This is a genomic window from Parvularcula marina, assembly GCF_003399445.1.
Lineage (GTDB): Bacteria > Pseudomonadota > Alphaproteobacteria > Caulobacterales > Parvularculaceae > Parvularcula > Parvularcula marina.
The window spans coordinates 417,157-439,468 of record NZ_QUQO01000001.1 but is presented as its reverse complement, the minus strand read 5'-3'; the positions used below and the strand labels follow the sequence as shown (position 1 = coordinate 439,468).

General features: G+C 59.0%; 22 protein-coding genes. 12 read left to right on the top strand and 10 right to left on the bottom strand.

Annotated elements, in window-relative coordinates; translation table 11 throughout:
• Positions 1-80 precede the first annotated feature (80 nt).
• Positions 81-1,007: a pirin family protein gene (locus DX908_RS01995; RefSeq protein WP_116390786.1), complete on the top strand. Its 927-nt coding sequence runs from the start codon at positions 81-83 to the stop codon at positions 1,005-1,007.
• Here DX908_RS01995 and DX908_RS01990 read toward each other — a convergent pair.
• The 3 genes from DX908_RS01990 to DX908_RS01985 all read right to left on the bottom strand — a co-directional run bounded on the left by DX908_RS01990 (position 1,004) and on the right by DX908_RS01985 (position 3,637).
• Entirely contained in the window at positions 1,004-1,339 is a 336-nt protein-coding gene (locus DX908_RS01990; RefSeq protein WP_116390785.1) for a hypothetical protein, read from the bottom strand. The genes DX908_RS01995 and DX908_RS01990 overlap by 4 nt on opposite strands.
• A 21-nt stretch (positions 1,340-1,360) precedes the next feature.
• Positions 1,361-1,531 carry a hypothetical protein gene (locus tag DX908_RS16220; protein ID WP_158548427.1) on the bottom strand — a complete coding sequence of 57 codons (171 nt, stop codon included), beginning with the start codon at positions 1,529-1,531 and terminating at the stop codon, positions 1,361-1,363.
• Positions 1,532-1,618: 87 nt separating this feature from the next.
• Positions 1,619-3,637, bottom strand: a complete 2,019-nt coding sequence (locus DX908_RS01985) for a PHA/PHB synthase family protein (RefSeq protein WP_116390784.1) — start codon at positions 3,635-3,637, stop codon at positions 1,619-1,621.
• A 95-nt stretch (positions 3,638-3,732) separates the two neighbouring features.
• Between DX908_RS01985 and DX908_RS01980 the strand changes: the two genes are divergently transcribed.
• The 5 genes from DX908_RS01980 to DX908_RS01960 all read left to right on the top strand — a co-directional run bounded on the left by DX908_RS01980 (position 3,733) and on the right by DX908_RS01960 (position 10,169).
• Positions 3,733-4,167, top strand: coding sequence for a hypothetical protein (locus tag DX908_RS01980; RefSeq protein ID WP_147303697.1), 435 nt, complete (start codon positions 3,733-3,735; stop codon positions 4,165-4,167).
• A gap of 48 nt (positions 4,168-4,215) precedes the next feature.
• Entirely contained in the window at positions 4,216-5,496 is a 1,281-nt protein-coding gene (locus tag DX908_RS01975) for a homoserine dehydrogenase (RefSeq protein ID WP_116390782.1), read from the top strand.
• A gap of 20 nt (positions 5,497-5,516) precedes the next feature.
• Positions 5,517-6,503 carry a class II fructose-bisphosphatase gene (glpX, locus tag DX908_RS01970; protein WP_116390781.1) on the top strand — a complete coding sequence of 329 codons (987 nt, stop codon included), beginning with the start codon at positions 5,517-5,519 and terminating at the stop codon, positions 6,501-6,503.
• A 20-nt stretch (positions 6,504-6,523) separates the two neighbouring features.
• On the top strand, positions 6,524-8,719 hold the full coding sequence (locus tag DX908_RS01965; protein WP_116390780.1) for a prolyl oligopeptidase family serine peptidase: 2,196 nt from the start codon (positions 6,524-6,526) through the stop codon (positions 8,717-8,719).
• Between the two features lie 190 nt (positions 8,720-8,909).
• The gene (locus DX908_RS01960; RefSeq protein WP_116390779.1) at positions 8,910-10,169 is read left to right on the top strand and encodes an MFS transporter; all 1,260 of its coding nucleotides are present in this window, start codon (positions 8,910-8,912) and stop codon (positions 10,167-10,169) included.
• Here the strand turns inward: DX908_RS01960 and DX908_RS01955 are convergent.
• The 3 genes from DX908_RS01955 to DX908_RS01945 form a co-directional block, all read right to left on the bottom strand.
• Positions 10,166-11,065, bottom strand: coding sequence for a DMT family transporter (locus DX908_RS01955; RefSeq protein ID WP_438943327.1), 900 nt, complete (start codon positions 11,063-11,065; stop codon positions 10,166-10,168). The two genes, DX908_RS01960 and DX908_RS01955, sit on opposite strands and share 4 nt — an antisense overlap.
• A gap of 90 nt (positions 11,066-11,155) precedes the next feature.
• Complete coding sequence (locus tag DX908_RS01950) at positions 11,156-11,572, bottom strand: DUF1801 domain-containing protein (protein ID WP_116390778.1); 417 nt, start codon at positions 11,570-11,572, stop codon at positions 11,156-11,158.
• Between the two features lie 4 nt (positions 11,573-11,576).
• On the bottom strand, positions 11,577-12,230 hold the full coding sequence (locus tag DX908_RS01945; RefSeq protein ID WP_116390777.1) for a superoxide dismutase family protein: 654 nt from the start codon (positions 12,228-12,230) through the stop codon (positions 11,577-11,579).
• Between the two features lie 106 nt (positions 12,231-12,336).
• Here DX908_RS01945 and gyrA point away from each other — a divergent pair, with 106 nt between their 5' ends.
• Genes gyrA through coaD form a run of 3 tightly spaced genes read left to right on the top strand, consistent with a single transcriptional unit; the run spans position 12,337 to position 16,261 of the window.
• A complete protein-coding gene (gyrA, locus tag DX908_RS01940; RefSeq protein ID WP_116390776.1) occupies positions 12,337-15,120 on the top strand; it encodes a DNA gyrase subunit A in 2,784 nt (927 codons plus the stop codon).
• A 23-nt stretch (positions 15,121-15,143) separates the two neighbouring features.
• The gene (locus DX908_RS01935; protein ID WP_116390775.1) at positions 15,144-15,764 is read left to right on the top strand and encodes a hypothetical protein; all 621 of its coding nucleotides are present in this window, start codon (positions 15,144-15,146) and stop codon (positions 15,762-15,764) included.
• Positions 15,761-16,261 carry a pantetheine-phosphate adenylyltransferase gene (gene coaD, locus DX908_RS01930; protein WP_116390774.1) on the top strand — a complete coding sequence of 167 codons (501 nt, stop codon included), beginning with the start codon at positions 15,761-15,763 and terminating at the stop codon, positions 16,259-16,261. The genes DX908_RS01935 and coaD overlap by 4 nt, the downstream gene beginning before the upstream one ends.
• On the opposite strand, the gene DX908_RS01925 is transcribed toward coaD, so the two are convergent.
• Positions 16,262-17,026 (bottom strand): SDR family oxidoreductase, encoded by a 765-nt coding sequence (locus DX908_RS01925; protein ID WP_116390773.1) that lies wholly within the window; start codon positions 17,024-17,026, stop codon positions 16,262-16,264.
• A gap of 226 nt (positions 17,027-17,252) precedes the next feature.
• Here DX908_RS01925 and DX908_RS01920 point away from each other — a divergent pair, with 226 nt between their 5' ends.
• The 3 genes from DX908_RS01920 (at position 17,253) to DX908_RS01910 (ending at position 18,951) form a co-directional block, all read left to right on the top strand.
• Entirely contained in the window at positions 17,253-18,134 is an 882-nt protein-coding gene (locus DX908_RS01920; protein ID WP_158548426.1) for a peptidylprolyl isomerase, read from the top strand.
• Positions 18,131-18,577 (top strand): peptidylprolyl isomerase, encoded by a 447-nt coding sequence (locus tag DX908_RS01915; RefSeq protein WP_116390771.1) that lies wholly within the window; start codon positions 18,131-18,133, stop codon positions 18,575-18,577. Before DX908_RS01920 ends, DX908_RS01915 begins: the two co-directional genes overlap by 4 nt.
• Before the next feature lie 77 nt (positions 18,578-18,654).
• Positions 18,655-18,951, top strand: coding sequence for a DUF4282 domain-containing protein (locus tag DX908_RS01910; RefSeq protein WP_116390770.1), 297 nt, complete (start codon positions 18,655-18,657; stop codon positions 18,949-18,951).
• A 6-nt stretch (positions 18,952-18,957) separates the two neighbouring features.
• Here DX908_RS01910 and DX908_RS01905 read toward each other — a convergent pair whose 3' ends face one another.
• From DX908_RS01905 to DX908_RS01895, 3 genes are all read right to left on the bottom strand, one after another.
• Positions 18,958-20,154, bottom strand: a complete 1,197-nt coding sequence (locus DX908_RS01905) for an MFS transporter (RefSeq protein ID WP_116390769.1) — start codon at positions 20,152-20,154, stop codon at positions 18,958-18,960.
• Between the two features lie 85 nt (positions 20,155-20,239).
• On the bottom strand, positions 20,240-20,923 hold the full coding sequence (locus DX908_RS01900) for a hypothetical protein (RefSeq protein ID WP_116390768.1): 684 nt from the start codon (positions 20,921-20,923) through the stop codon (positions 20,240-20,242).
• An 89-nt stretch (positions 20,924-21,012) separates the two neighbouring features.
• Entirely contained in the window at positions 21,013-22,236 is a 1,224-nt protein-coding gene (locus tag DX908_RS01895) for an aminotransferase class V-fold PLP-dependent enzyme (protein ID WP_116390767.1), read from the bottom strand.
• Between the last annotated feature and the right edge of the window lie 76 nt (positions 22,237-22,312).

The window sequence follows — 22,312 nt, the reverse complement described above, 5'->3', positions numbered from 1 at the left end:
AACAGTCTTTTACTGACCAGCGCAATTGTTGCGCGGTAGGGTGGTCTCTAGGTTTTCGGCAAGGAAACAAGGAGCCCGCCATGAGCCACCATGATGACCTGTCGCCCGCGGATATCGATCACGACGGACCTGTCGAGACGGTCTTGATCCCGCGCGCGCGCGATCTTGGCGGGTTTGAGGTGCGCCGGGCGCTGCCCTCAAAAGAGCGCCAGATGGTCGGCCCCTTCATCTTTTTTGATCAGATCGGCCCTGCCGGTTTCGCGCCGGGCGAGGCGATTGATGTCCGCCCGCATCCGCACATCGGCCTTGCGACGGTGACCTACCTTTATGAGGGGTCGCTGCGTCACCGCGACAGTCTCGGCTACACCCAGGATATTCGTCCGGGGGCGGTCAATCTGATGACAGCCGGGATCGGCATCACCCATTCAGAACGTTCACCGGAAGAGGCGCGGCAGACGGATAGGCGCCTTGCCGGGATCCAGACCTGGATGGCGCTGCCTGCAGGTAAGGAAGACATCGCGCCAGCTTTTGAGCACCACGCCAGTGACGCCCAGCCTTTGATCGAGGAGGGCGGTGCGAGCCTCCGCGTGATCCTTGGCACAGCCTATGGCGAGACCGCGCCCGCGACGACCTATACCGATACGCTCTATCTCGATGCCCAACTTGCGGCGGGCACCTCCCTTCCGATGCCGGATGATCATGAGGACCGCGCGGTCTATGTGGTGGAAGGGAAGGTCGAGATCGGCGGGCAGACCTATGAGGAGGGCACATGCGCCATTCTTGGGCATAACCGTGCTGCTACTCTCAAGGCCAATGAGTCTCCGGCGCGCGTGCTGATCTTTGGCGGCGCGGTGGCCGATGGTCCGCGCCACATCTGGTGGAATTTCGTTGCAACCTCAAAGGAGAGGATCGAGGCAGCCAAAGAAGAATGGAAGCGCGCCAATTGGGGCGAAGGTCGCTTTCATTTGCCGCCGGCGGATGATCAGGAATTCATTCCGATCGACTAGCCGTCCCGTCTGAAAACAGTCGTCCTGTTCTCCTCAAAGGGCGGCAGGACGACCCTGTCGCGCCACCCGGTCATGAAACCGGGAAATTTGGCGATTCGGGAAAGTGCCTCATCGAAGCCCGTCATCTCTTCATGGATGATGGCGGATCTGATCCCGCCATTCGTCTGATAATAAATCTGGCTGCAGATCAGGTCCGTGACCAGAATGTCGCGCTTGAATATCTCAATACGGGTGATCTGGTTGAAAGGTATCGTGATAAACTCATCAGCACTGTGATGAATTTCGATCACAAGCGGTTTCAGGAGAATTTTAGCGTCTGGTTTTGTGGCCATCCGCTACCATTCTTCCTGGCTTTATCTGAGGCTCGGTGAGAGCCGTGAGAGGTCAGATGTCGGCCCGTCGCGCTCCTCGCCAGTCTTGCGCAACTCGCGGAAAATCCGTTCCGCCGTCAACCGGCGGCGCAGCTCTGTTGCTGCAAGCCGTTCGAGCAATTCTCTTGTTGTTGCCTGTTGTGAGACCTGCATGACGCCGCCCTGACTCTCGTTGGTTTTACCAGCCGTTAACTAATCTGATCCCGGCTGGTTAATGAGAGGTTAACGGGGGTGTGTCATTCAGGCATCATCGCTCTTAACAAGCACGTAGGAGCCCGGCGCATCCTCGATGACGGGTAGCCCGCCTTCGCCTGGAATACGCGCCGGCACCGTACCGTCCGATAGCGAGGACAGCCATTCCATCCAGTAGGGCCACCATGAATGCTCATGATGCTCAGCACCCTTCACCCAATCCTCGAGGGACTCAGGCAGCGCTGAATTGGTCTTGTAGTGATATTTCTTCTTTGCTGGCGGATTGACGACGCCTGCAATATGGCCCGAGCCCGCCAGCATATAGCGCACATCGCCGTCGAACAGCCGCGCTGATCGGTAGACGGAATTGGGCGGTGCGATGTGGTCTTTCTCTCCGGCCTGCATGAAGATCGGGATGTCGACCGCATCAAGTTTGATCGGTACGCCCTCGATCTCCAACTCTCCTTTTGAGAGCAGATTGTCCCTGTAGAAATTTTTGAGGTAGAACAGGTGACAGGCTCGCGTCATGCGCGTCGCATCGGCGTTCCAGAATAGAAGGTCGAACTTCTTGGCTTCCTTGCCCAGATAGTAATTGTCGACAAAGGCCGACCAGATCAGATCGTTGGGCCGCAGCATGTTGAAAGTCCGCGCCATGGCTGAGCCTTCAAGGACACCGCCTGAGGCATCCATCTGTTTCTCAAGGTTCTGGAGCTGCTTGTCGTCCACGAAGAGGAGGAGGTCGCCTGCCTCGGTGAAGTCCATCTGCGATGTAAAGAAAGTTGCGGACTTGATCCGGTCGTCCCCGACTTCCGCCATATAGGCGAGGGTAACAGCGAGCAGCGTGCCGCCAATGCAATAGCCGATGGTGTCGACCTCGCGCAGGCCTGTTGCCCGCTCAATGGCTTCGAGCGACTCAAAGATCCCTTCGCGCATATAGTCGGGGAAGGATTTGTCCTTCAGCCGCGTATCGGGGTTTACCCAAGAGACGAGAAACACCGTCCGGCCCTGATCAACCAGCCATTTGATGAAGGAATTCTCAGGCTGCAGATCGAGGATGTAGAATTTATTGATCCAGGGCGGGAAGATGACGATCGGCCGTTCGGCGACTTCTTCCGTGGTCGGTGAATACTGGATCAGCTGCATTAGGTCGTTTTGATAAACGACCTTGCCGGGTGTCGTGGCGAGGTTCTGGCCGACCTTGAAGAAATCGAGATCGGCCTGCGTGATCGCCAGTTCGCCATGTCCGCGCTCAAGGTCTTCCATGAAGTTCTTGAACCCGGCCAGCCAGTTATTGCCTTGCGTGTTCAGGGTCTCGTCGATGACGTCAGGGTTCAGCGCCGGCACATTGGTCGGCGACATCGCGGCGAGGAACTGGTCGGCATGGAAATAGGCGCGGCGCTTGGTTGAATCATCAACCCCTTCGGCATTCTGGATCGCGTAATTCACCCACTCTCCGAAGAGGAGGTAGGACTGCTTGATGAAATCAAGCATCGGGTTTTCTTCCCACGCCGCGTGATTGAAGCGCCGGTCGCCGGGGCGCGGCTGGGCGATGGGTTTGGGATCCATCCCTGCCATTTTCTCGCAGGTCGAAGTGAAGAGCTTTGTGTAGTTCTCCCACAGATTAAGCTGCAGCTGCATCATACGCAGCGGGTTCTGGGAGAGGGCGGTCGCGACTTCCTGACCAGCCTCGGAAACGTTCAGCGGATCAACAGGCTGGCTGGTGCCCTTGCGGCCAAGATCAGCATGGCGTTCGACTGCGTCTTCCAGCATTTCCTGCGTACGGACATTAATCTCCGCCATATATTCGGCGAAGCGCTTCATATCGGAGTAGACGGGACCATTGTCCCGGGACTTCGCCTTTTTCTCAGATGAGGCAGGCTCACTCTGACGCGCAGCAGCGGGCTTTGATGCGGCTTTCTTTGCCTCATCGGCCAGCTTATTCGTAGCGCCTGTCTTGGCGGGCTTTTTCGCCGCAGGCTTTTTGGGCGCTGCTTTCTTCTTGGCAGCGGCCTTTTTCTTCGGTTTAGCCTGATTGTCCTCAGGCAAAGGGCGTTGATCATCGGGCATGGGGGTTTCCTTGCCTTGTTGCACCGCACTGGCGTAGAGCTTGTGCGCGATTTTCGGCTCTCATATCGCTCTCCGCGGAGCGAGGCGAGGTTTTCATGCGGTTGTTATCCATATTGCCCCTCGGGCTCCTTCTTGTCGCCTGCGCTTCTTCACCTGAGGAGGAGGCAGCCCTGACCGAGCCGCCCAATCCGCTCATCGGAGAGCGTATCGAGGCACGCCTAGCTGAGGCAAGGGAGGCCTCGGCGCCTGACCTTCACGACGTGCCCTCTGAAGGGCCGGCACTGCCGACCAAGGCGGAGATGCAGGCGGAGCGCGCGCAGATCCTCGCCCAGCAGGCAGCATTGCGGGCAAAGATCGATGATGACCGGCTGACACCTGAAGAAGAGGCCCTCTTGCGACGGGCCGAGCGTCTGCTGGCGCAGATCGAGCGCGACCGGGCGCAGATGAAGGCCGAAGGGCTTCTCTCGCAGAACCGGCCGGTGCTGCCATCAGTCAGCCCAAACAAACCGTCGCAGAATGAAACTCAGTAAAGTCCGAGGGGACAGGGACGCCAGACTGGCGAGGAAGAGGAAGACAGATTGACTTTACGAATTGGGATCGCAGGGCTCGGTACAGTAGGCGGCGGGCTCTTATCGCTTCTGACGGAAGATGGACGTGCCCGGATGATCGGGTCTGACATCGCGGTCACAGGCGTCTCCGCGCGCACCAAGAACAAGGCGCGGGCTGTCCCGATTGACGCATATGACTGGTATGACGACCCCGTGGCGCTGGCCGAAGCGCCGGGGACAGATGTATTTGTCGAGCTGATGGGCGGCGCGGAAGGTCCGGCCCGCGAGGCGGTGACGGCGGCACTGAAAGCCGGCAAGTCGGTTGCCACTGCAAACAAGGCACTTATCGCCGCGCATGGCGAGGAGCTGGCGCGGTTGGCCGAAGAAAATGGCGGTGCCCTCAAATTCGAGGCGGCGGTCGCGGGAGGCACGCCGATCGTCCGGGCACTGCGCGATAACCTTGCGCCCTGCCGCGTAGAGGCGGTCTCCGGCATCCTGAACGGTACCTGCAATTTCGTTCTCGACCAGATGGCCAATCACGGCGTCGCCTATGATGATGCGGTGGTGCAGGCACAGGAAGCAGGCTTTGCCGAGGCCGATCCTTCGCTCGATGTCGACGGGATCGATGCGGCCCAGAAGTTGGCGATCCTTGCCATGCTCGCCTTCGATGGGACTGTAAATCCGGAGCTCATCACTGAGCAGAACAATATATTCGCCGTGCACGGCATATCTAACATCACGCTTGATGATATCCGTTTCGCGCGCCGCTTCGGCTTTGTCATCAAACTCGTGGGCGAGGCCAAACGCGCGGGCGATGACATCACGATGGCGGTCAGCCCGACTTTTGTGGCCACGGGGCATGCCTTCTCCAAAATGGAGGGCGCAGGCAATGCGGTCGCGGTTATCGCTGACCCGCTGGGCGAGCTTCTCTTCACCGGGCCCGGAGCCGGGGCAGGGGCCACGGCCTCTGCGGTTGCTTCAGACATTGTCTCCCTCGCCCGAAAGGATGGCGGGCCGGTATTCACCGCGCCGGTTGACCGGCTTCGCCCGCTGCCCGTCCGTGAGGGAGGCGAGGAATTGAGGCTCTACGCCCTTCGTCTACGCGCCGAAGAGGGTGAGCTTGACGAAGAGGCGGTGACGGCGGCGCTCGCCGAAGCGGGCTGCTTTACCAGCCGCTGTGAACTTGTTGGTGATGACCTGATGATCACGACCTCACCTATAGATGAAAAGACGCTGTCATCGGCACGCACACTTCTCTTCACCCGCGGGCTCGCCCGTACTGAAAATACGTTCCCCATACTGACACTCTAACGAGACAAAAGGCACGAGTAATGGAAGCCAGCCAGACAGAATATCTTGACCGCATCCTGACGATTGAACTGGGCCGCTGCACCGAAGCTGCCGCTGTTGCCGCCTCGACCATGATCGGGCGGGGCGACAAGGAAGGCGCCGATCAGGAAGCCGTCACGGCGCTGCGCAATGCGCTCAACAAGCTCGACATCGACGGCACGATCGTCATCGGCGAGGGCGAGCGGGACGAGGCACCGATGCTCTATATCGGCGAGAAGGTCGGCAAGGGCGGGCCCAAGGTCGATATCGCGCTCGACCCGCTGGAGGGGACGACGCTGACCGCAAAAGCGATGCAAAACGCGCTAGCTGTCGTCGCCATGGCGACGGGCGGCACGCTGCTCCACAGCCCGGACGTCTATATGCAGAAGATCGCCTGCGGGCCGGGCTATCCCGAAGGGGTCATCGACCTTGATGCCCCGGTCGTTGAGAATATCGAGAACCTCGCCAAGGCCAAAGGCGTGAAGCCCTCCGAGATTACGCTCTGCGTCCTCGACCGTCCGCGTCATGAGCATATCATTGAAGCGGCGCGTCAGGTCGATGCGCGGGTTTTCCTCATCTCTGACGGCGACGTCGCCGGGGTCTTCCACACGACGGATCCCGCGACCGGCATCGATCTTTATATGGGTTCTGGCGGAGCTCCCGAAGGCGTGCTGGCCGCTGCCGCACTGCGCTGTGTCGGTGGGCAGATGCAGGGCCGGCTCCTTTTCCGGAACGATGAGGAACGTGCTCGCGCCGCCAAGGCTGGGATCACCGATCTCGACAAGAAATACGGGCTCTATGACCTTGCCTCCGGCGATGTCATGTTCGCCGCCACCGGCGTCACTGATGGCTCAATGCTTAAAGGTGTCAAATGGGTAGGCGATCAGGTCCAGACCCATACTGTCGTCATGCGGAGTAAATCCGGTACCGTCCGCTATATCGACGCCATGTCGAAAGCCGAGAACTACAACCCGAGTTACCGCCGTTAGTCAGGCCTGGGAGAAACACAATGAAAAATAAGAACACTCTTTTTCTGGGCTCTGCCTTGTTCCTGCTCGCCGCCTGCGGTGGCGGGGAAGAAGCCACGACCGAAGCTGCTGCGCCTGAAGTATCAGAAGAAGTAATCGTCGGCCTGACCTATCCCGAGACGAAAACCGTCGAGCAGACCGATGATTTCTACGGCACGATCGTCTCAGACCCTTATCGCTGGCTTGAGGATGATGTCCGCGAGTCAGAAGAAGTCGCCGAATGGGTCGAAGCCCAGAACGCCGTGACCTATGCCTATCTCGATACGCTGCCGATGCGCGATTCGATCAAGGCACGGATGACTGAGCTGTGGGATTACGAGAAATTCTCGATCCCGACCGAGGAAGGCGGGAAATATTTCTACCGCCGCAATGATGGTCTCCAGAACCAGTATGTCTTCTATGTGCAGGAAGGGCTGAATGGTGAGCCCCGCGTCCTGATCGATCCTAATGGCTGGGCGACAGATGGCGCGACCGCATTGTCGGCGACATCCGTTTCTCCGGGTGGGGAATATGTTGCCTACTCGATCCAGGATGGCGGTTCTGACTGGCGCACTGTCAAAGTGCTTAATGTCGAGAGCGGCGAGACCATGGATGACAGCCTTGAATGGGTGAAATTCTCCGGGCTCTCTTGGCATCCATCGGGTGAGGGGTTCTATTACTCCCGCTTCCCGGCTCCCGAAGAGGGGGCTGCCTTTCAGTCGCTCAATTTTGACCAGAAGCTCTACTTCCACAAGCTCGGCACGGATCAGGCTGAGGACGCACTGGTTTTCGAGCGCGCTGACAATCCCGAAATCGGCGTTTCCGGCTATGTCGTCGACAAGCGCTTCCTGATCGTCGTCAACTCTCTGGGCACGGATGACGCCTATGAGATTGCCGTGCAGGACCTAGAGGCAGGCGAGACTGAGCCGACGATGATCATCGAGGGCTTTGAGGATGATTACAGCTTCATTGGCGCGGAGGGCCGGACGCTCTTTGTCCGGACCAACCGGAATGCACCGAAGGGCCGGGTTGTCGCCATAGATCTTGATAATCCGCTGGAAGAAAACTGGACCGAAGTGATCCCCGAATACGGCACGGTCCTCGTTGATGTTTCCTATGTAGGCGGCAAGCTGATCGCGGAATATCTCAAGGATGTTGCTACCACCGTGCTTCTCTTCTCGACCGAGGGCGAAGAGATCGGCGAGGTTGAGCTGCCGGGCCTTGGCACGGCCGGCGGCTTCGAAGGTGCTAAAGACAATGCCGAGACCTTCTATTCCTATTCAAGCTTTGACCGGCCTTCGACCATCTACCGCTATGATGTCGAGACCGGTGAAACCGAGGAATTCAAGGCACCGGAGCTGACCTTCAATCCGGATGATTATGTCGTCGAGCAGGTTTTCTATCCGTCCAAGGACGGACGGGAAATCCCGATGTTCATCGCGCACAAGAAAGACCTCGATTTGTCGAAGGGCGCGCCGACCCATCTCTACGGCTATGGCGGCTTCAATATCTCGATCCGCCCCAGCTTCGATGTGACGACCCTCGCCTGGATGGAAATGGGCGGCGTTCACGCGCTCGCCAATATTCGTGGCGGTGGCGAATATGGTCGCGAATGGCATGATGAGGGGCGCCTTGCGAACAAGCAGAACGTCTTTGATGATTTCATCGCGGCGGGCGAATATCTGATCGCCCAAGGCACCACATCAAAAGACCAGCTGGCGATCCGGGGCCGCTCGAATGGCGGGCTCCTCGTTGGGGCCGTGACCAATCAGCGTCCTGACCTTTTTGCGGCGGCGCTGCCGCAGGTCGGCGTCATGGACATGCTGCGTTTTAACAAGTTCACCGCCGGTCGCTACTGGACCGATGATTACGGCAATCCGTCTGAAAGCGAGTCGGACTTCAAGGTGAATTACGCCTATTCGCCCTATCACAATATCAAGGATGGCGCGGAATATCCGGCTGTGCTCGTGACGACGGCGGATACGGATGATCGGGTCGTCCCCGGCCACAGCTTCAAATATATCGCGGCCCTTCAGGCGGCGGAGACGGGCCCAGCCCCCAAACTCATCCGTATCGAGACGAGGGCGGGGCACGGCTCTGGCAAGCCGACCGACAAGATCATCGAGGAGTTCGCCGATATGTGGGCCTTTATCGGCTATCACACCGGCCTCGAACTCCCCGAGGGGTATGGCGAGTAAGGTCCTGTTCTCGCGATAGCCTCACCCTGAGGAGCCGCCGTTCTTCGAGTCCACCGGCAGACTGGCATGTCTGCCGGTCCTCAGGATGAGGCGGCAGCGTCTCGAAGGGCGAGGCGTGTTGTTGGATAAGGTTGTGACAGGTCGCAACCTGCCCCTTTTCACCACTCGCATTCACAGCTAGCGCGAGGGCATGGCCCGAATACGCTCCCTAATTCCGCTCCTGCTCGCGACCGCGCTTCTGCTCAGTGCGAACGGGATGCAGAACACAATCCTTGCGCTCCGCGCGATTGAGACAGGTTTCTCCGATCTCATCGTCGGGCTCTTATACTCCTTCTACTTTCTCGGTTTTATTGGCGGGTGCCGTTTCGCGCCGGGCTTTATCGCGCGTGTCGGCCATGTGCGCGCCTTCACAGCCTTTGCGTCGATCGCGTCGGCCGCAACGCTTGCCTATTCGCTGTTTGACTATGCCGGGCTCTGGCTGCCGCTCAGAATTGTCTCAGGCTTCTGCATGGCCTCGCTCTATATGATCCTTGAGTCTTGGCTGAATGAGCTGTCTACGAATGAAACGCGGGGGCGGGTGCTTTCCGCCTACAGGATCACTGATTTCACGACCGTGACGCTGGCGCAGGCCAGTGTCGGGCTCTTCAACCCGCTGGCCTTTCCGGTCTTTATCGTCATGTCGATTGCGGTCTCCGTCTCGCTCGTGCCCGTCGCGCTGACCCGCGTGACCCAGCCCGATGTCCCGGCGACCGCCAAGCTCGATCTGAAAAAGCTCTGGAAGCTGTCGCCACTCGCCGCCGCAACCGCCGTCGGGGTTGGGCTCAGTGCCTCGGCCTTCTGGGGGCTCGGCCCCGTCTTTGTCACTGAGGCAGGCTATGAGAAGGGGACGGTCGGTCTTTTCATGGCGGCGATCATCCTTGGCGGCGCCGTGGCGCAATGGCCGTTCGGCATGCTGTCGGACAAGCTCGACCGCCGCCATGTGCTGATCGGATGTGCTATCGGCGGCATGGTGACGGCGCTTCTGTTGCCGCTTGTCGCAGGGATTGGGCAGACCGCATTGATCATCGCAGGCGCGGCATTCGGGGTCTTTGCGCTGCCCAATTTCGGGCTCGCCGCGGCCCATGCGAATGACCATGCCGAGCCCGGCACCTATGTGCAGGTTAATGGCGGTCTTCTGATGCTCTACGGCATCGCGGCCGTTCTCGGCCCGACGCTGGTACCGCTGCTGATTGGCCCCTTCGGCGCGAATGTCATCTTCATCTGGGTAGGGATCGTCTATGCGGTCTTGGTCGCGTTCAGCTTCTACCGGTTGACCCAGCGGGCATCACCCACGCAGCAAGAGCCATATGTGCCGATGCCGAGGACGACGCCTGCTGTCTATGAGATGGATCCGAGATCAGAAGAGGACGATGAGAAGCCGGGCACGCCTGCGGCAGAAACGCCGGCCTAATTGCGCCTGACTTCCTGCTGCCGCTCGCGGGTCATGATGAAGAGCGAGGCGCCGAGGATCATCACGCCACCGACCCAGAAGACGGGAGAGGGCGCAAAGCCGAAGACCAACCAGCCGCCAATCACATTGAGCGGCAGTTTGAGATCATCAAAGGGCTGCACATAGGCTGCATCTGCGCTCGCATAGGCGAGGGTCAGGAAATACTGCGCCAGCGCGGTGACAATCCCCAGTGAGCCAAGGAGCAAGATCAGGCCACCTGTCGGGATCTCGAACCCGCCGCCGAGCGCCACGGCAAAATTGATCGGGGTGAGGAGCAAGAGAAGCCAGATGGTGATCGCCTCGGGCCGTTCAACCGCCGTGAGCCGCTTGGTGATGAGCGACACCCCGCCCCAAAGGAGGGCGGCCAGCACCGGCAATAGCGCAGCAGGCGTAAAGGCTTCAGACCAGGGCTGAAGGATGATGAGAGCACCAGCGAAGCCGACCGCAGTTGCCGCCCAGCGCGATGCGCCGACCCGCTCACCGAGAAACAGTCGCGCGCCGATAATGATGAAGAAGGGCGAGGTCATGACCAGCGCAATCGCCTGGCTGATCGGCACGGAGGCGAGACCGAATGTCCATGCCTGCACCCCGCACGCCGAAAGGACGATCCGCACCAGATGCATCATCGGATGCTGGGAGCGCATCGATCGCAAACCGATCTTCAGTACATATGGCAGGGAGAAGAGAAGCGCGATGCCATATTGCCAGAAGGCGATGGAAGCTGTCGGAAAGCCCAAGACCATGGTCATCTGCTGGATCAGGATATTGCCGGTCGCATAGGCGACCCCGGCCATGATCATCCAGAAGGCGCCCATCAGGGCGGGCGAATGTTTCGGCGCGCTTGTCACGGGGGCGATGGCTTTCCCTTGCGGATCGGACCCGGCAAGCGCCGGAAAAGCGGCTCTTAGGGGAAAAGCGCGTGAGCCGTAAGCCCGGAAGGGCGGGGCTCAGCCGTAAGTCGCTTTCATGTGTTTCACGCAAGCGGCGGTCAGTTCTTCAAGCACGCCCATGTCGATGTCGGCGAGCTTGTTGATATAGACGCAGGAGGCGCCCGTCTTGTGCTTGCCGAGGCGCGTGAAAAACTCACTATACGTTCCATATCCGGGAATGAAATAGAGCGACATGTTCGCTTTTCGCGGAGAAAAGCCGCAATAAAAGAAATCCCCTTCGCGGCCTGAATCATATTTGTAGTGATACTGACCATATCCGATGATGGAGGGCCCCCACATCACCGGCTTCAGTTTCGTCACCCGGTTCATCATCTCGAGCAGGGCAAAGCCGTCTTCGCGCCGCCGGTCATGCTCGACGGCGCTCAGAAACTCTTTCGGGTCGACATCGGTCGGGACAGTCTTGTTGTCGGACATCGGATTAGAAGACGTTGAATGATGCGCAGGCGACGCGAGCACCAGCGCCACCGATCGGCTGGGTCATGTGATCGTCGGGGTTCTCATGCACGACAATGGCAAAGCCGTCCTCGTCCATCGCGTCTTCCAGCGTCAGGCCCGCCACGAAGATCTCCGCCCGCGCATGGCCATTATGATGGACATAGATGTTCGGGATGTCGGCCAGCTCGAACCCCGCGGGGTTCATCAGGCCGTGCTCTTTGCCGGTCGGGTTGATGTGGCTGCCTGAGAGCTTGAAGCCGCCATCGAAATCCGAACAGTCCCCGACCTGATGCAGATGCATCCCGTGAAAGCCGTGCTCGAGGTCCACCAGGTCGACACGCATCAGCATGCCGTGCGGGCCGCTGACCACGACTGCTTCGCCGGTCGCCTCGCCATCTGTGCCGGTGAAATCAACGCGCATGTCTTCGCCCGCGGCAGGAGCGGGGATCTCATGATGCTCGTGATGTTCTTCGGCCATTTCCATTTCGGCAGGAGCTTCTTCGCTTGCCATTTCAGGCGCCAGTTCTGGTTGGGGCGCCTCTTCGGCGGCGTTTTCCACAGGCTTGGGCTCATCGCCCCCTCCACATGCGGAAACTGCAAGAAAACTGGCGGCAGACAGGCAAATCATGCGAAACATTTATTACTCCTCTCGGGCCTTTGGGGCGCTTTCGTCATGGCAGTTCCATGACGGTTTTGCTAACCCGGCCTTCCAATGATTCTGACGAAAGAACGCTAGTATTCCCGTGGCTGATCCCGAAGACGAAAACACACCTTCCGACGAGAACCAGGACGACGATTCCCCCAAGGGATATGGAGAGCTGCCCCCCGGAATCGGGCGGATTTCCATCACTGACGAGATGGAGAAGTCCTATCTGGACTATGCCATGTCGGTCATTGTGTCGCGGGCCATTCCGGACGCGCGAGACGGGCTCAAACCCGTTCACCGCCGCATCCTCTGGTCGATGCAGCAGACCGGCTTCACCTTTGACAAGAAGCACCGGAAATCGGCCAACGTCGTCGGCGACGTGATCGGTAAATATCACCCGCATGGTGATTCGGCGGTCTATGACGCGCTTGTGCGCCTCGCGCAGGATTTCTCCATGCGCGTGCCTCTGATCGACGGGCAGGGGAATTTCGGCTCCATCGATAATGATCCGGCCGCGGCCATGCGGTACACGGAATGCCGGATGGAGGAGGTTGCGAACTACCTTCTCGACGATATCGACAAGGACACGATCGACTTTCAGGATACCTATGACGGGGAACGAAAAGAACCCATCGTCCTGCCTGCCAAATTCCCCAACCTTCTCGTCAATGGCGGGGGCGGCATCGCCGTCGGGATGGCGACCAACATTCCGCCGCATAACCTTGGCGAGATCGTCGATGCGACCATCCAGATGGTCGATAATCCCGAAATCACCGACACGGAGCTTCTTGAGATTGTGCCGGGTCCGGACTTCCCGACCGGCGCGTCGATCCTTGGGCATTCTGGCGCGCGTCAGGCGCTGACGACGGGCCGCGGCTCGGTCATCATGCGCGGCAAGGCGACGATCGAGGAGATCCGCAAGGACCGCTATGCAGTCATCATCACCGAGATTCCCTATCAGGTGAACAAGGCTGCCATGGTCGAGCGCATCGCCATGCTGGTGCGCGAGAAGAAACTCGAAGGCATTGCTGATCTGCGCGACGAAAGCGACCGTCAGGGGATCCGCGTCGTCGTCGAGATGAAGCGCGATGCCAATGCCGAGGTTGTGCTCAACAATCTCTACAAGCAGACCCCGCTGCAGACGACCTTCTCCTACAACATCCTCGCACTGAACCGCGGACGGCCGGAGCAGATGACACTGCGCTCCGTCCTTAAGAGCTTCATCTATTTCCGCGAAGACGTCATCACGAGACGGACGAAATTCCTGCTCAACAAGGCGCGTGACCGCGCGCATGTATTGGTCGGTCTTGCGATTTCGGTCGCCAATATCGATGAGGTCGTCAAGCTGATCCGCGAGGCGCCGAACCCTAATGCCGCGCGTGAAGAACTGATGGCGCGCAACTGGCCGGCGAAAGACCTTGCGCCACTCGTGGCGCTCGTCGCCGACCCGCGCCACTCCCTGCAGGAAGATGGCACGCTGAAGCTCTCCGAGACGCAAGCCCGCGCGATCCTTGATCTGCGGCTGCAACGTCTGACCGCGCTTGGCCGCGACGAGATCGGCGACGAATTACAGGGCCTTGCCGAGAAAATCGCGGATTATCTCGATATCCTGCGTAATCGTGACCGTGTGCTGACGATCATCAAGGAAGAGCTTTCCGAGGTGCGCGAGAAATTCGCGACCCCGCGCAAGACAGACTTTATCGACGCCATCGAGATGGAAGATGAAGACCTCATCGCGCAGGAAGAGATGGTCGTGACCGTCACCCATGCGGGTTACGTCAAGCGGACCGCGCTCGACACCTATCGGGCGCAACGCCGCGGCGGCAAGGGCCGCTCCGGCATGGCGATGAAGGACGAGGATTTCGTCTCCCAACTCTTTGTCGGCAATACGCATACGCCGCTTTTATTCTTCACCGACAGAGGCATGGCCTACAAGCTCAAGCTCTGGCGGCTGCCGGAAGGCGCGCCCACCTCACGCGGCAAGGCGTTCATCAATCTCCTGCCGCTTGAGCAGGATGAGCGTGTGACGAATATTCTGCCGCTGCCGACTGATGAAGATCAGTGGGCGGAGATGGATATTGTCTTTGCCACGGCCAGCGGGAATGTCCGGCGCAACAAGCTCTCGGACTTCACGCAGATCAACAAAGCCGGCAAGATCGCCATGAAGCTAGACGAAGGCGACACGCTGGTCGGTGTGGCGATCGCGCGGGAAGAAGATGACTTCCTCCTGACGACCCAGCACGGCAATACGATCCGCTTCCCCGTGGATGCAGTCCGTGTCTTCAGTGGCCGGACGAGTACCGGGGTGCGCGGTATCCGCCTCTCAGAGGGTGAGAAATTCGGCATGGACCGGGTGATGTCGATGGCAATCCTGCGCCATCTCGACACGACGCCTGAAGAGGCCCGCGCCTATCTCAAGCACTCCGCGGCCATGCGGCGTGCGGCAGGTGAAGGTGAAACGGAAGGCTCGGATGCCGAGACTGAAGGCGGCGAAGCCGCGCTCAGCCCTGAGCGCATCGCCCAAATGGAGGCGGCCGAGCAGTTCATCCTCGCGGTCACCGAAAACGGCTACGGCAAGCGCTCTTCTTCCTTTGAGTACCGGACATCCGGCCGGGGCGGGAAGGGCATTATCGGCATCGTCACCAGTGACCGGAACGGCAAGGTCGTTGCCTCCTTCCCGGTCGAGAATGCCGATGAGATCATGCTGGTCACCAATGGCGGCCAGCTCATCCGTACACCCGTCCATGATATCCGCATTGCGGGCCGGAACACGCAAGGCGTGAAGATCATCACCACCCGCGAGGACGAGCATGTCGTCTCTGTCGAGCATGTCCCTGAAGGTGAGGGCGGTGAAGCTGGCGAGGAAGCCGAAGAGATTTAGTCTTGTTTTGTCGGGGGAAATAAATGCGACAAGTCGGGTTTGGTGTTAGGATATTATTACTGGGTAGCTCTGCAGCTGTCTGTTTACTGATATTGCTGATAATAGATGGAGGGGGGAGAGAAAATCTTTTTGACGAGTACGCTGGAGACTTGACGCTAGGATTGTTATTTTTGCTCATTAGTATGATATTGGCGATCCCTAACAAGCCGCGTGCAGCAATTGTACGTCTCAGCAAGGTACAAGCCAAAATACTCCAGTCTCTAAATGTTTTTCAGGAGTCTGAAGACTCCCCTGAAGCTCGGAAGGAAGTGACTAATAAGGTGAGTGACGCGCGGTCACTTTTAGGTCGTCGACAGTTCTTATTGTTTCCTGTGATATCTTCGGAAATAGCAGATGACTATGGGAGAGCGGTAGATAAGGTGAAGGAACTGTTGACTATTGAAGACCCCACGAGCATGGACTTTGTTTCAAATAACGGTAATAGCGTGAACAAATTACGGCGCATTCTGAGGGATGCCTACATCCCTGCATTGCTTGTGTTAAATAATGTGCCTAAGGAGTATCTCATTGTAAGTGACGGAGGTGAGGCGTTGAAGGTTTCATCTTCTACTTATGATGCAGCCATCTCAAGAGATCCGATATGACCTCACTCACCGGCCTCTATCCTGGCACGTTTGACCCGATCACGCTGGGGCATACGGATATTATCCGCCGGGCGGTGAAGCTCGTCGATACGTTGATCATCGGGGTCGCGATCAATGAGGACAAAGGACCGCTCTTCGACCTCGATGAGCGGGTCGAGATGATCAAGGAAGCGCTTGACGGCATGGATGAGGGCCAGCGTGCCAACATCGTCGTCAAACCCTTCGATGATCTGCTGATGAGCTTCGCGGAGGACTGTAAGGCCGATGTCATCATCCGAGGCTTACGGGCGGTTTCCGACTTCGAATATGAATTCCAGATGGTCGGCATGAACTCATTTCTGAATGAGGAAATCGAGACCGTCTTTCTGATGGCGGATGCCCGCTACCAGGCGATTGCCTCGAAACTGGTCAAGGAAATCGCCCGGCTCGGCGGGGATATCTCTTCCTTCGTGCCCGACACGGTGGTCCCGAAACTCCTCAAGAAAGTCGGCCGCTGATCATGTCCGGCTGGTCGTGACCCCGCCTTCGACCGAGTGGGCCGTGCCGGTCACGAAACTCGACAGATCCGAGGCCAGATAAAGCGCGGCATTCGCAATCTCTTCAGGCGCAGCGATCCGCTTAAGCGCGTGCAGGTTCTTCACGTAATCCATAGCCTCCGGGCTGTTCGCAGACTCCCGGCCCATCGGCGTATCGATGCCGCCCGAAAGGATCGCATTGGCGCGCAAGCCCATTGGGGCGTATTCGGAGGAAATCACGCGCATCAGCCCGACAAGTCCTGCTTTCGCGGCGGCATAGGCGGCCATGGAAGGAAACCCGACCTCGGGGCCGACAAAGCTCGACGTGAAGATCAGCGAGCCATGCCCGCTTTCAAGCAGGGCCGGGATCTGCGCCCGCGCGGCAAGAAAATGCCCTGTCAGATTGAGCTCAATCGTCTCGCGCCATCCCTGGTCGGTTAGCTCAGCCGTCGGGGCGAGGGCGCCAAGATCGCCTGCATTGTTAAAGGCCGCATCAAGCCCGCCGAACCGGTGGACAGCTTCCACGACCAGCGCCTTATGCAGCGCCGCATCGGTGAGATCGCCGGCGATGAAGCTTGCTTTGCCGCCCTGGTCCGCGATCCGCCCGCAGATCTCTTCGAGCCGTGTGGCCCGCCGCGCGGTCAGAACGACATTCGCGCCTTCATTTGCGAAAAGATACGCGGCGGCTTCACCGACGCCCGAACTTGCGCCCGTGATGATGACCGTTCTTCCATCCAGCAATCCCATTCGTCGTCCTCCTTGATTGGGAAGACCGGAATGACAAAGCGGCGGGCGATCTGCTGGCGGATACCGGACCCTGCGGCGACCTCGCTATCTAATCCGAGCCAGAATCGGTATTTTTGCCTCTCCAACGATTTAGGACGCAGCGTCTTTGCGCCGCGCGTCCAATCCGCTATCCCACTTCCTGATCAGGACGAAAGGGCATCCCTTGTCGAGAAATAAGCTTATGGCCATGGCTGGCGCTGCCGCCCTTATGGCTTTCCTGCCGGCCGTTTCGGTGGCGCAATCAAATACGCCCCAGCAATCCCTGCGTGAGATGGTCGAACAGGCGCCGCAGAGCGACTGGATCACCATCAATCCCGACAATCTGGTCGTGATGGACCTGCCTTCGGGGCCGATGATCATCGCGATGCAGCCGGAGCTGGCGCCAAACCATATTGAGCGCGTTCGCACTTTGACCAGCCAGGGCTTCTACAACGGCACGATCTTCCACCGCGTGATTGACGGCTTCATGGCGCAAGGCGGGGATCCGACGGGCACCGGCACAGGCGGCTCTGAGCTGCCGGACATTGCCGGCGAATTTGCGCAGGATGCAGCGCATGTTTCGAACGTCGCGATTATCGGCCGGGATGACCGCGCCGCACAGATCGGTTTTGTCGGCGTTGTTCCGGTTGGCACCCAGCCGCCGACTCTGCCGAAATTCCTCAATAATGACGTCTACGCCCTTTGGGGCCTCCATTGTCAGGGCGTCATGTCTATGGCGCGCGCGCAATCACCGAACAGCGCGAACAGCCAGTTCTTCATCATGTATGGCGACCGCCGCGGCTCGCTGGATCAGGGCTATACGGTCTGGGGCAAAGTCGTCAGCGGCTTCCAGCATGCTAAGCGGATCTCGCGTGGTGAGCCGCCTGTACGGCCGACACCTATCGTCCGGATGCGGATGATGCGGCAATTGCCAGCGGCGGAACAGCAGACAGTCGAATATCTAAACCCTGCGTCCGATACCTTCGAGAAGTATCTCACGACCAGCCTTCGCGTGACGTCGAATGGCTATGTCCGAGAGGCTTGCGGTATCGACGTGCCCATCCGAATCAATGGCGAACTCACAGAATGACCAAACTCAAACTTGAACTTGAAACCGGCGACGTGATCATCGAGGCGTTCGATGACAAGGCGCCGAAACACGTTGAACAGATCGCACGTCTTGCAGAAGACGGCTTCTATGACGGCCTGACTTTCCACCGCGTCATTGACGGCTTCATGGCCCAGGGCGGTTGCCCGGACGGCAATGGCATGGGCGGCGCGGATGAGAACATTCCGGCTGAATTCAACGACACCCCGCATGTCGAGGGCGTCTGCTCTATGGCGCGCGCGCAGGATCCGAACTCGGCGTCGAGCCAGTTCTTCATCTGCATTGATGATGCGACCTTCCTTGATAATCAGTATACTGCCTGGGGCCGTGTGGTCGAAGGCATGGATGCTGTTCACGCGATCCATAAGGGCGAGCCGCCCAAGAATCCGACAAAGATCAAGAGTTTCCGCAAGATCGACGACTGATCGGTTTTACGGATTTCCTCTTTTTGTAATCGAAACGACTCCCTCTAGAGCTGACGGCTTTAGAGGGAGTTTTTGTCATGATCGGTAAGCTGCTGAGTTTCGACAAGCTGATGGGCGAAGGGCTCATCAAACTTTTGTATTACATCGGACTTATCTTCATCACGCTCGGTGCTTTGGGGTCCTTGTTCGCAGCGCTGGCGGCGTTCCGGCTAAGTTTCGGGGCAGGATTTTCTGGTCTGCTATTGACCTGTTTCGGCTATGTTGTCGGCGTGCTGGTTTGGCGTGTCACATGCGAGCTGTGGATCGTACTCTTCGCACAATACAACAAGGTCTCGAAGATCGAGGCAGCGGTTGTCAAAAAGGACGGCGACTGAGCGTTCTTACCTGTGACGCAGGCGCCATGAGGCAAACCCCATGATCACGCAGGCGATGAGGCAATAACTGCCCATCGCTAACAGTTGGGTTGGCAGCGAGACGCCGCGATCAATCAGCGTGCCGGTGATGCCGGGGCCTGCGGCGGTCGCAAAGACCATGAAGGGCATCATCACCGAGCGGATCGCGCCTAAATGTTTCGTGCCGTAAATCTCCGGCCACAGACTACCGAACAGGGTCGAGGAGAAGCCGTAACTGACCCCCAGCAGGATCATGAAGACATAAAGCCCGGTCCCGCTTTCGATCACTGAGGCAGAGAAACACGCGCTCGACAGGGGGATCAGGAAGAACGGCAGGATGCGCCTTGCCCCGAAGCGATCGATCAACGCCCCACAGATAAGCGCGAAACAGACTGTCGTCAGTGCCATGGCGGTAAAGCCCGTCGCAAAAAGGGCGGCCGGCCAGCCGCGATAAGCGGTCAGGTAATCCTGATGGAAGAAAATCGTTGTGCCGATAAAGGGCGGGGCAAGGACACCCATTAAAAGGACCCAGAAGATCGGGTCGCGTAAGGCTTCCGCGCGAGTCCAGTTGCGGGCCTCGGTCTCGATCTCCGGCGCATGTCCTCGCGGCGTTCGCGGTACCCGGAAAGCGGTGACCGCGATTGGCAGGGCAATAAGCAGGAGCGCGCCTGCGCCAAGTGTCCACGCCATCTGCCATCCGGCTGCCAGTGAGATCGCCACGTAAAGGGACGGGAGGATCGCTTCGCCGCCCTGATGGCCGAGCACGACCAGCGACATGGCGCGCCCGCGCTGGGCGGCAAACCACCGTCCCGTCGCGGTGATCGCGATATGGCTCATCATCCCCTGGCCAAAGAGCCGCAATAGATAGATCGCAAACCCCAGGACCAGCACGTTGGGCGCATAGGCGGCGAGCAGACAGGCAAAGGCCAGCACCGGGATGGTCAGCATGATGACCTTGTGCTCAGGCCAGACATCGACCAGTCGGCCGATAAAGGGCAACGACAGTGCGCTGCACAGCGTCGCAATCATGTATAGCGTGCCGAACTGGCCATCACTCAGCCCAAAGAGCGCCCGCCATTCGGCACTGGCCCCTGAGACGAAAAAGGTCTGCCCGAAGCTCGACGCGAAGGTCAGCAAGGCGCCGCCAGCAATCCAGCGGAAATTCTGCTTGAGGAAGCCGATCATCTCCCGGATTTGCGGCAGACGGGGAGGGATCGCAATATGAAAAAGGCGAGGCTCTGGGCCTCGCCTTTAAGGGGGCATTCAGGGCTTAGACCGAACTCGGCACCGCTCGGGCGTAGAAGGAGAACATCTCGAACTCTTCTTCATCAAGGGCGCCACTGTCATCCGTATCCGCCGCTTCGAACCGGGCCATCAGGGCCTCGCGAAGCTCGCTGCGTTCAACAGCTTCGTTTTCACCGGCAACGGCATCGCGGAATTCGGTGTGGCTGGCGACGCGCCAGCCTTCGACGGAGACGGGTTCAGCTTCGGCTTCTTCCGTATCGGCTTCGGCCGTCTCGGTTTCATCCGTCACATCACCCGTTTCATCCATCGGTACCAGCGGTACAGTTGGCTCCGTATAAGACTGGCCAAGGGCCACGGCGACGGTCAGATATTCGCGATCATCGAGTTCGCCATTGCCGTCACGGTCGGCTTCCTCGAATTTCTCATTGACCAGTTCTTCGACATCATCCGTATCCCGCACATAGGCAAGCATAACGGGATGATCGTCTTCGAAGAGGTCTTCCGAACTCGTCGCGCCATCAAGCTGGTCCTCGATATCGATGCTGTCGGCACGGACAAAGGCGGGTTCTACCGCCGTCATATCCTCGGTCGGGGCCTTCTGGTCCTCGACATCATTCTCAGCAAAGTCGGCCTCGGTCGAAGCGTTATCGCCACATGCGGCAAGGGAAAGCGACGCCGCGGTCACAAGCAGTATTCTCCGGTCGAACATCGTTCGCCTCCATGTCTGTCAACAAGAAGAAAACGTGAAGTCGCGGCTGCCGTTCCGCGCGGTGATGCTAACAGTTCCGTAGGCCGCAATTACGTCACTTTTGCGCGCGCGAGGAAGGTGGGGCTGTCCCATTCTCCGGTCTTCAGCACATCTCCGAGCGCGTCCATGGCGCGCCAGACATCCGCAAAGCCTGTATAAAGGGGAGAAAACCCGAACCGCATGGCATCGGGTGACCGAAAATCACCGATGATCCCGCGAGCGATAAGTGCCTGAATGATGGCATAGCCATTTTCATGATGAAGCGTGACATGACCGCCCCGGCGCGTGCTTATGGCAGGTGAGCTGCTCTGTAGGCCGATCTTTTCCGCCAGCGACAGGCAGAAGTCTCCCAAAGCTCTGGCTTTCGCTTCAAGCTCTGCGGGTGTGATCCCTTCAAACGCATCAAGCGCAGCTGCGAGCGCTGAAAGCGACAGGATAGGCGGTGTGCCATTTGCAAAGCGGGCGACGCCGTCTGCCGGCTCATAATGACTGGCAAAGTTGAATGGGGATTTATGTCCCATCCAGCCGGGGAGCGGACTTGTGATCCGGTTCGCCACATCCTGCCGCACATAAATAAAGGCGGGTGCGCCGGGGCCGCCATTGAGATATTTATACGTACACCCTGCCGCCAGTCGCGCAATCGACATATCTAGCGCCAGAACCCCCGTCGCATGGCTGAGATCCCAGACGATCACCCCGCCGGAAAGGTCCGCGACCTTTTCAGCCTCCTTCATATCTGCAACCGCTGCGGTTCGGTAATTGACTGCACTGCGGATCAGGATCCCGCCGGTCTCGGCCAGCCGCTGGAGCCCCTCATCGGGCCGTACACGAAGCAAATTGGACTTCGTTAGTTGCGCAAGCCCCTCGGCGATATACTGGTCCGTCGGGAACTCGTCCTCCTCGATAATCAGAGTGGGGGAGGCCGATAGGTCCCGCGCAGCAGCGGCGAGCTTGAAGAGATTGGTCGAGACCGAATCGCAGACCAGCACTTCGTCCGGTCCGGCGCCGATCAGCCTTGCGATCCGGGCGCCGGTGTCCCGTGCAAGATCGATCCAGCCCGCATCATTCCACGACCTGATAAGCCCTTGGGCCCATTCGTCTTTTGCTGCCTGTTCCAGCCGGGCCAGCGCCTTGTGCGTCGCCGGGCCCAACGAATGACCGTCTAGATAAAGAAGCCCATCAGGCAATGCGAAAAGATCGCGCCGCTCGGCCAAAGGGTCGTCCCGGTCGCGTGCCACACAATCGTCAAAAGAGGAGGGGAAACTCGTCGTCATCAGACCGCCTTACAGGGTCGCGGGGGCCGGGTCACGATTGACGCGCGCCCGTCCGGATGCGACTCTTAAGGCGTCA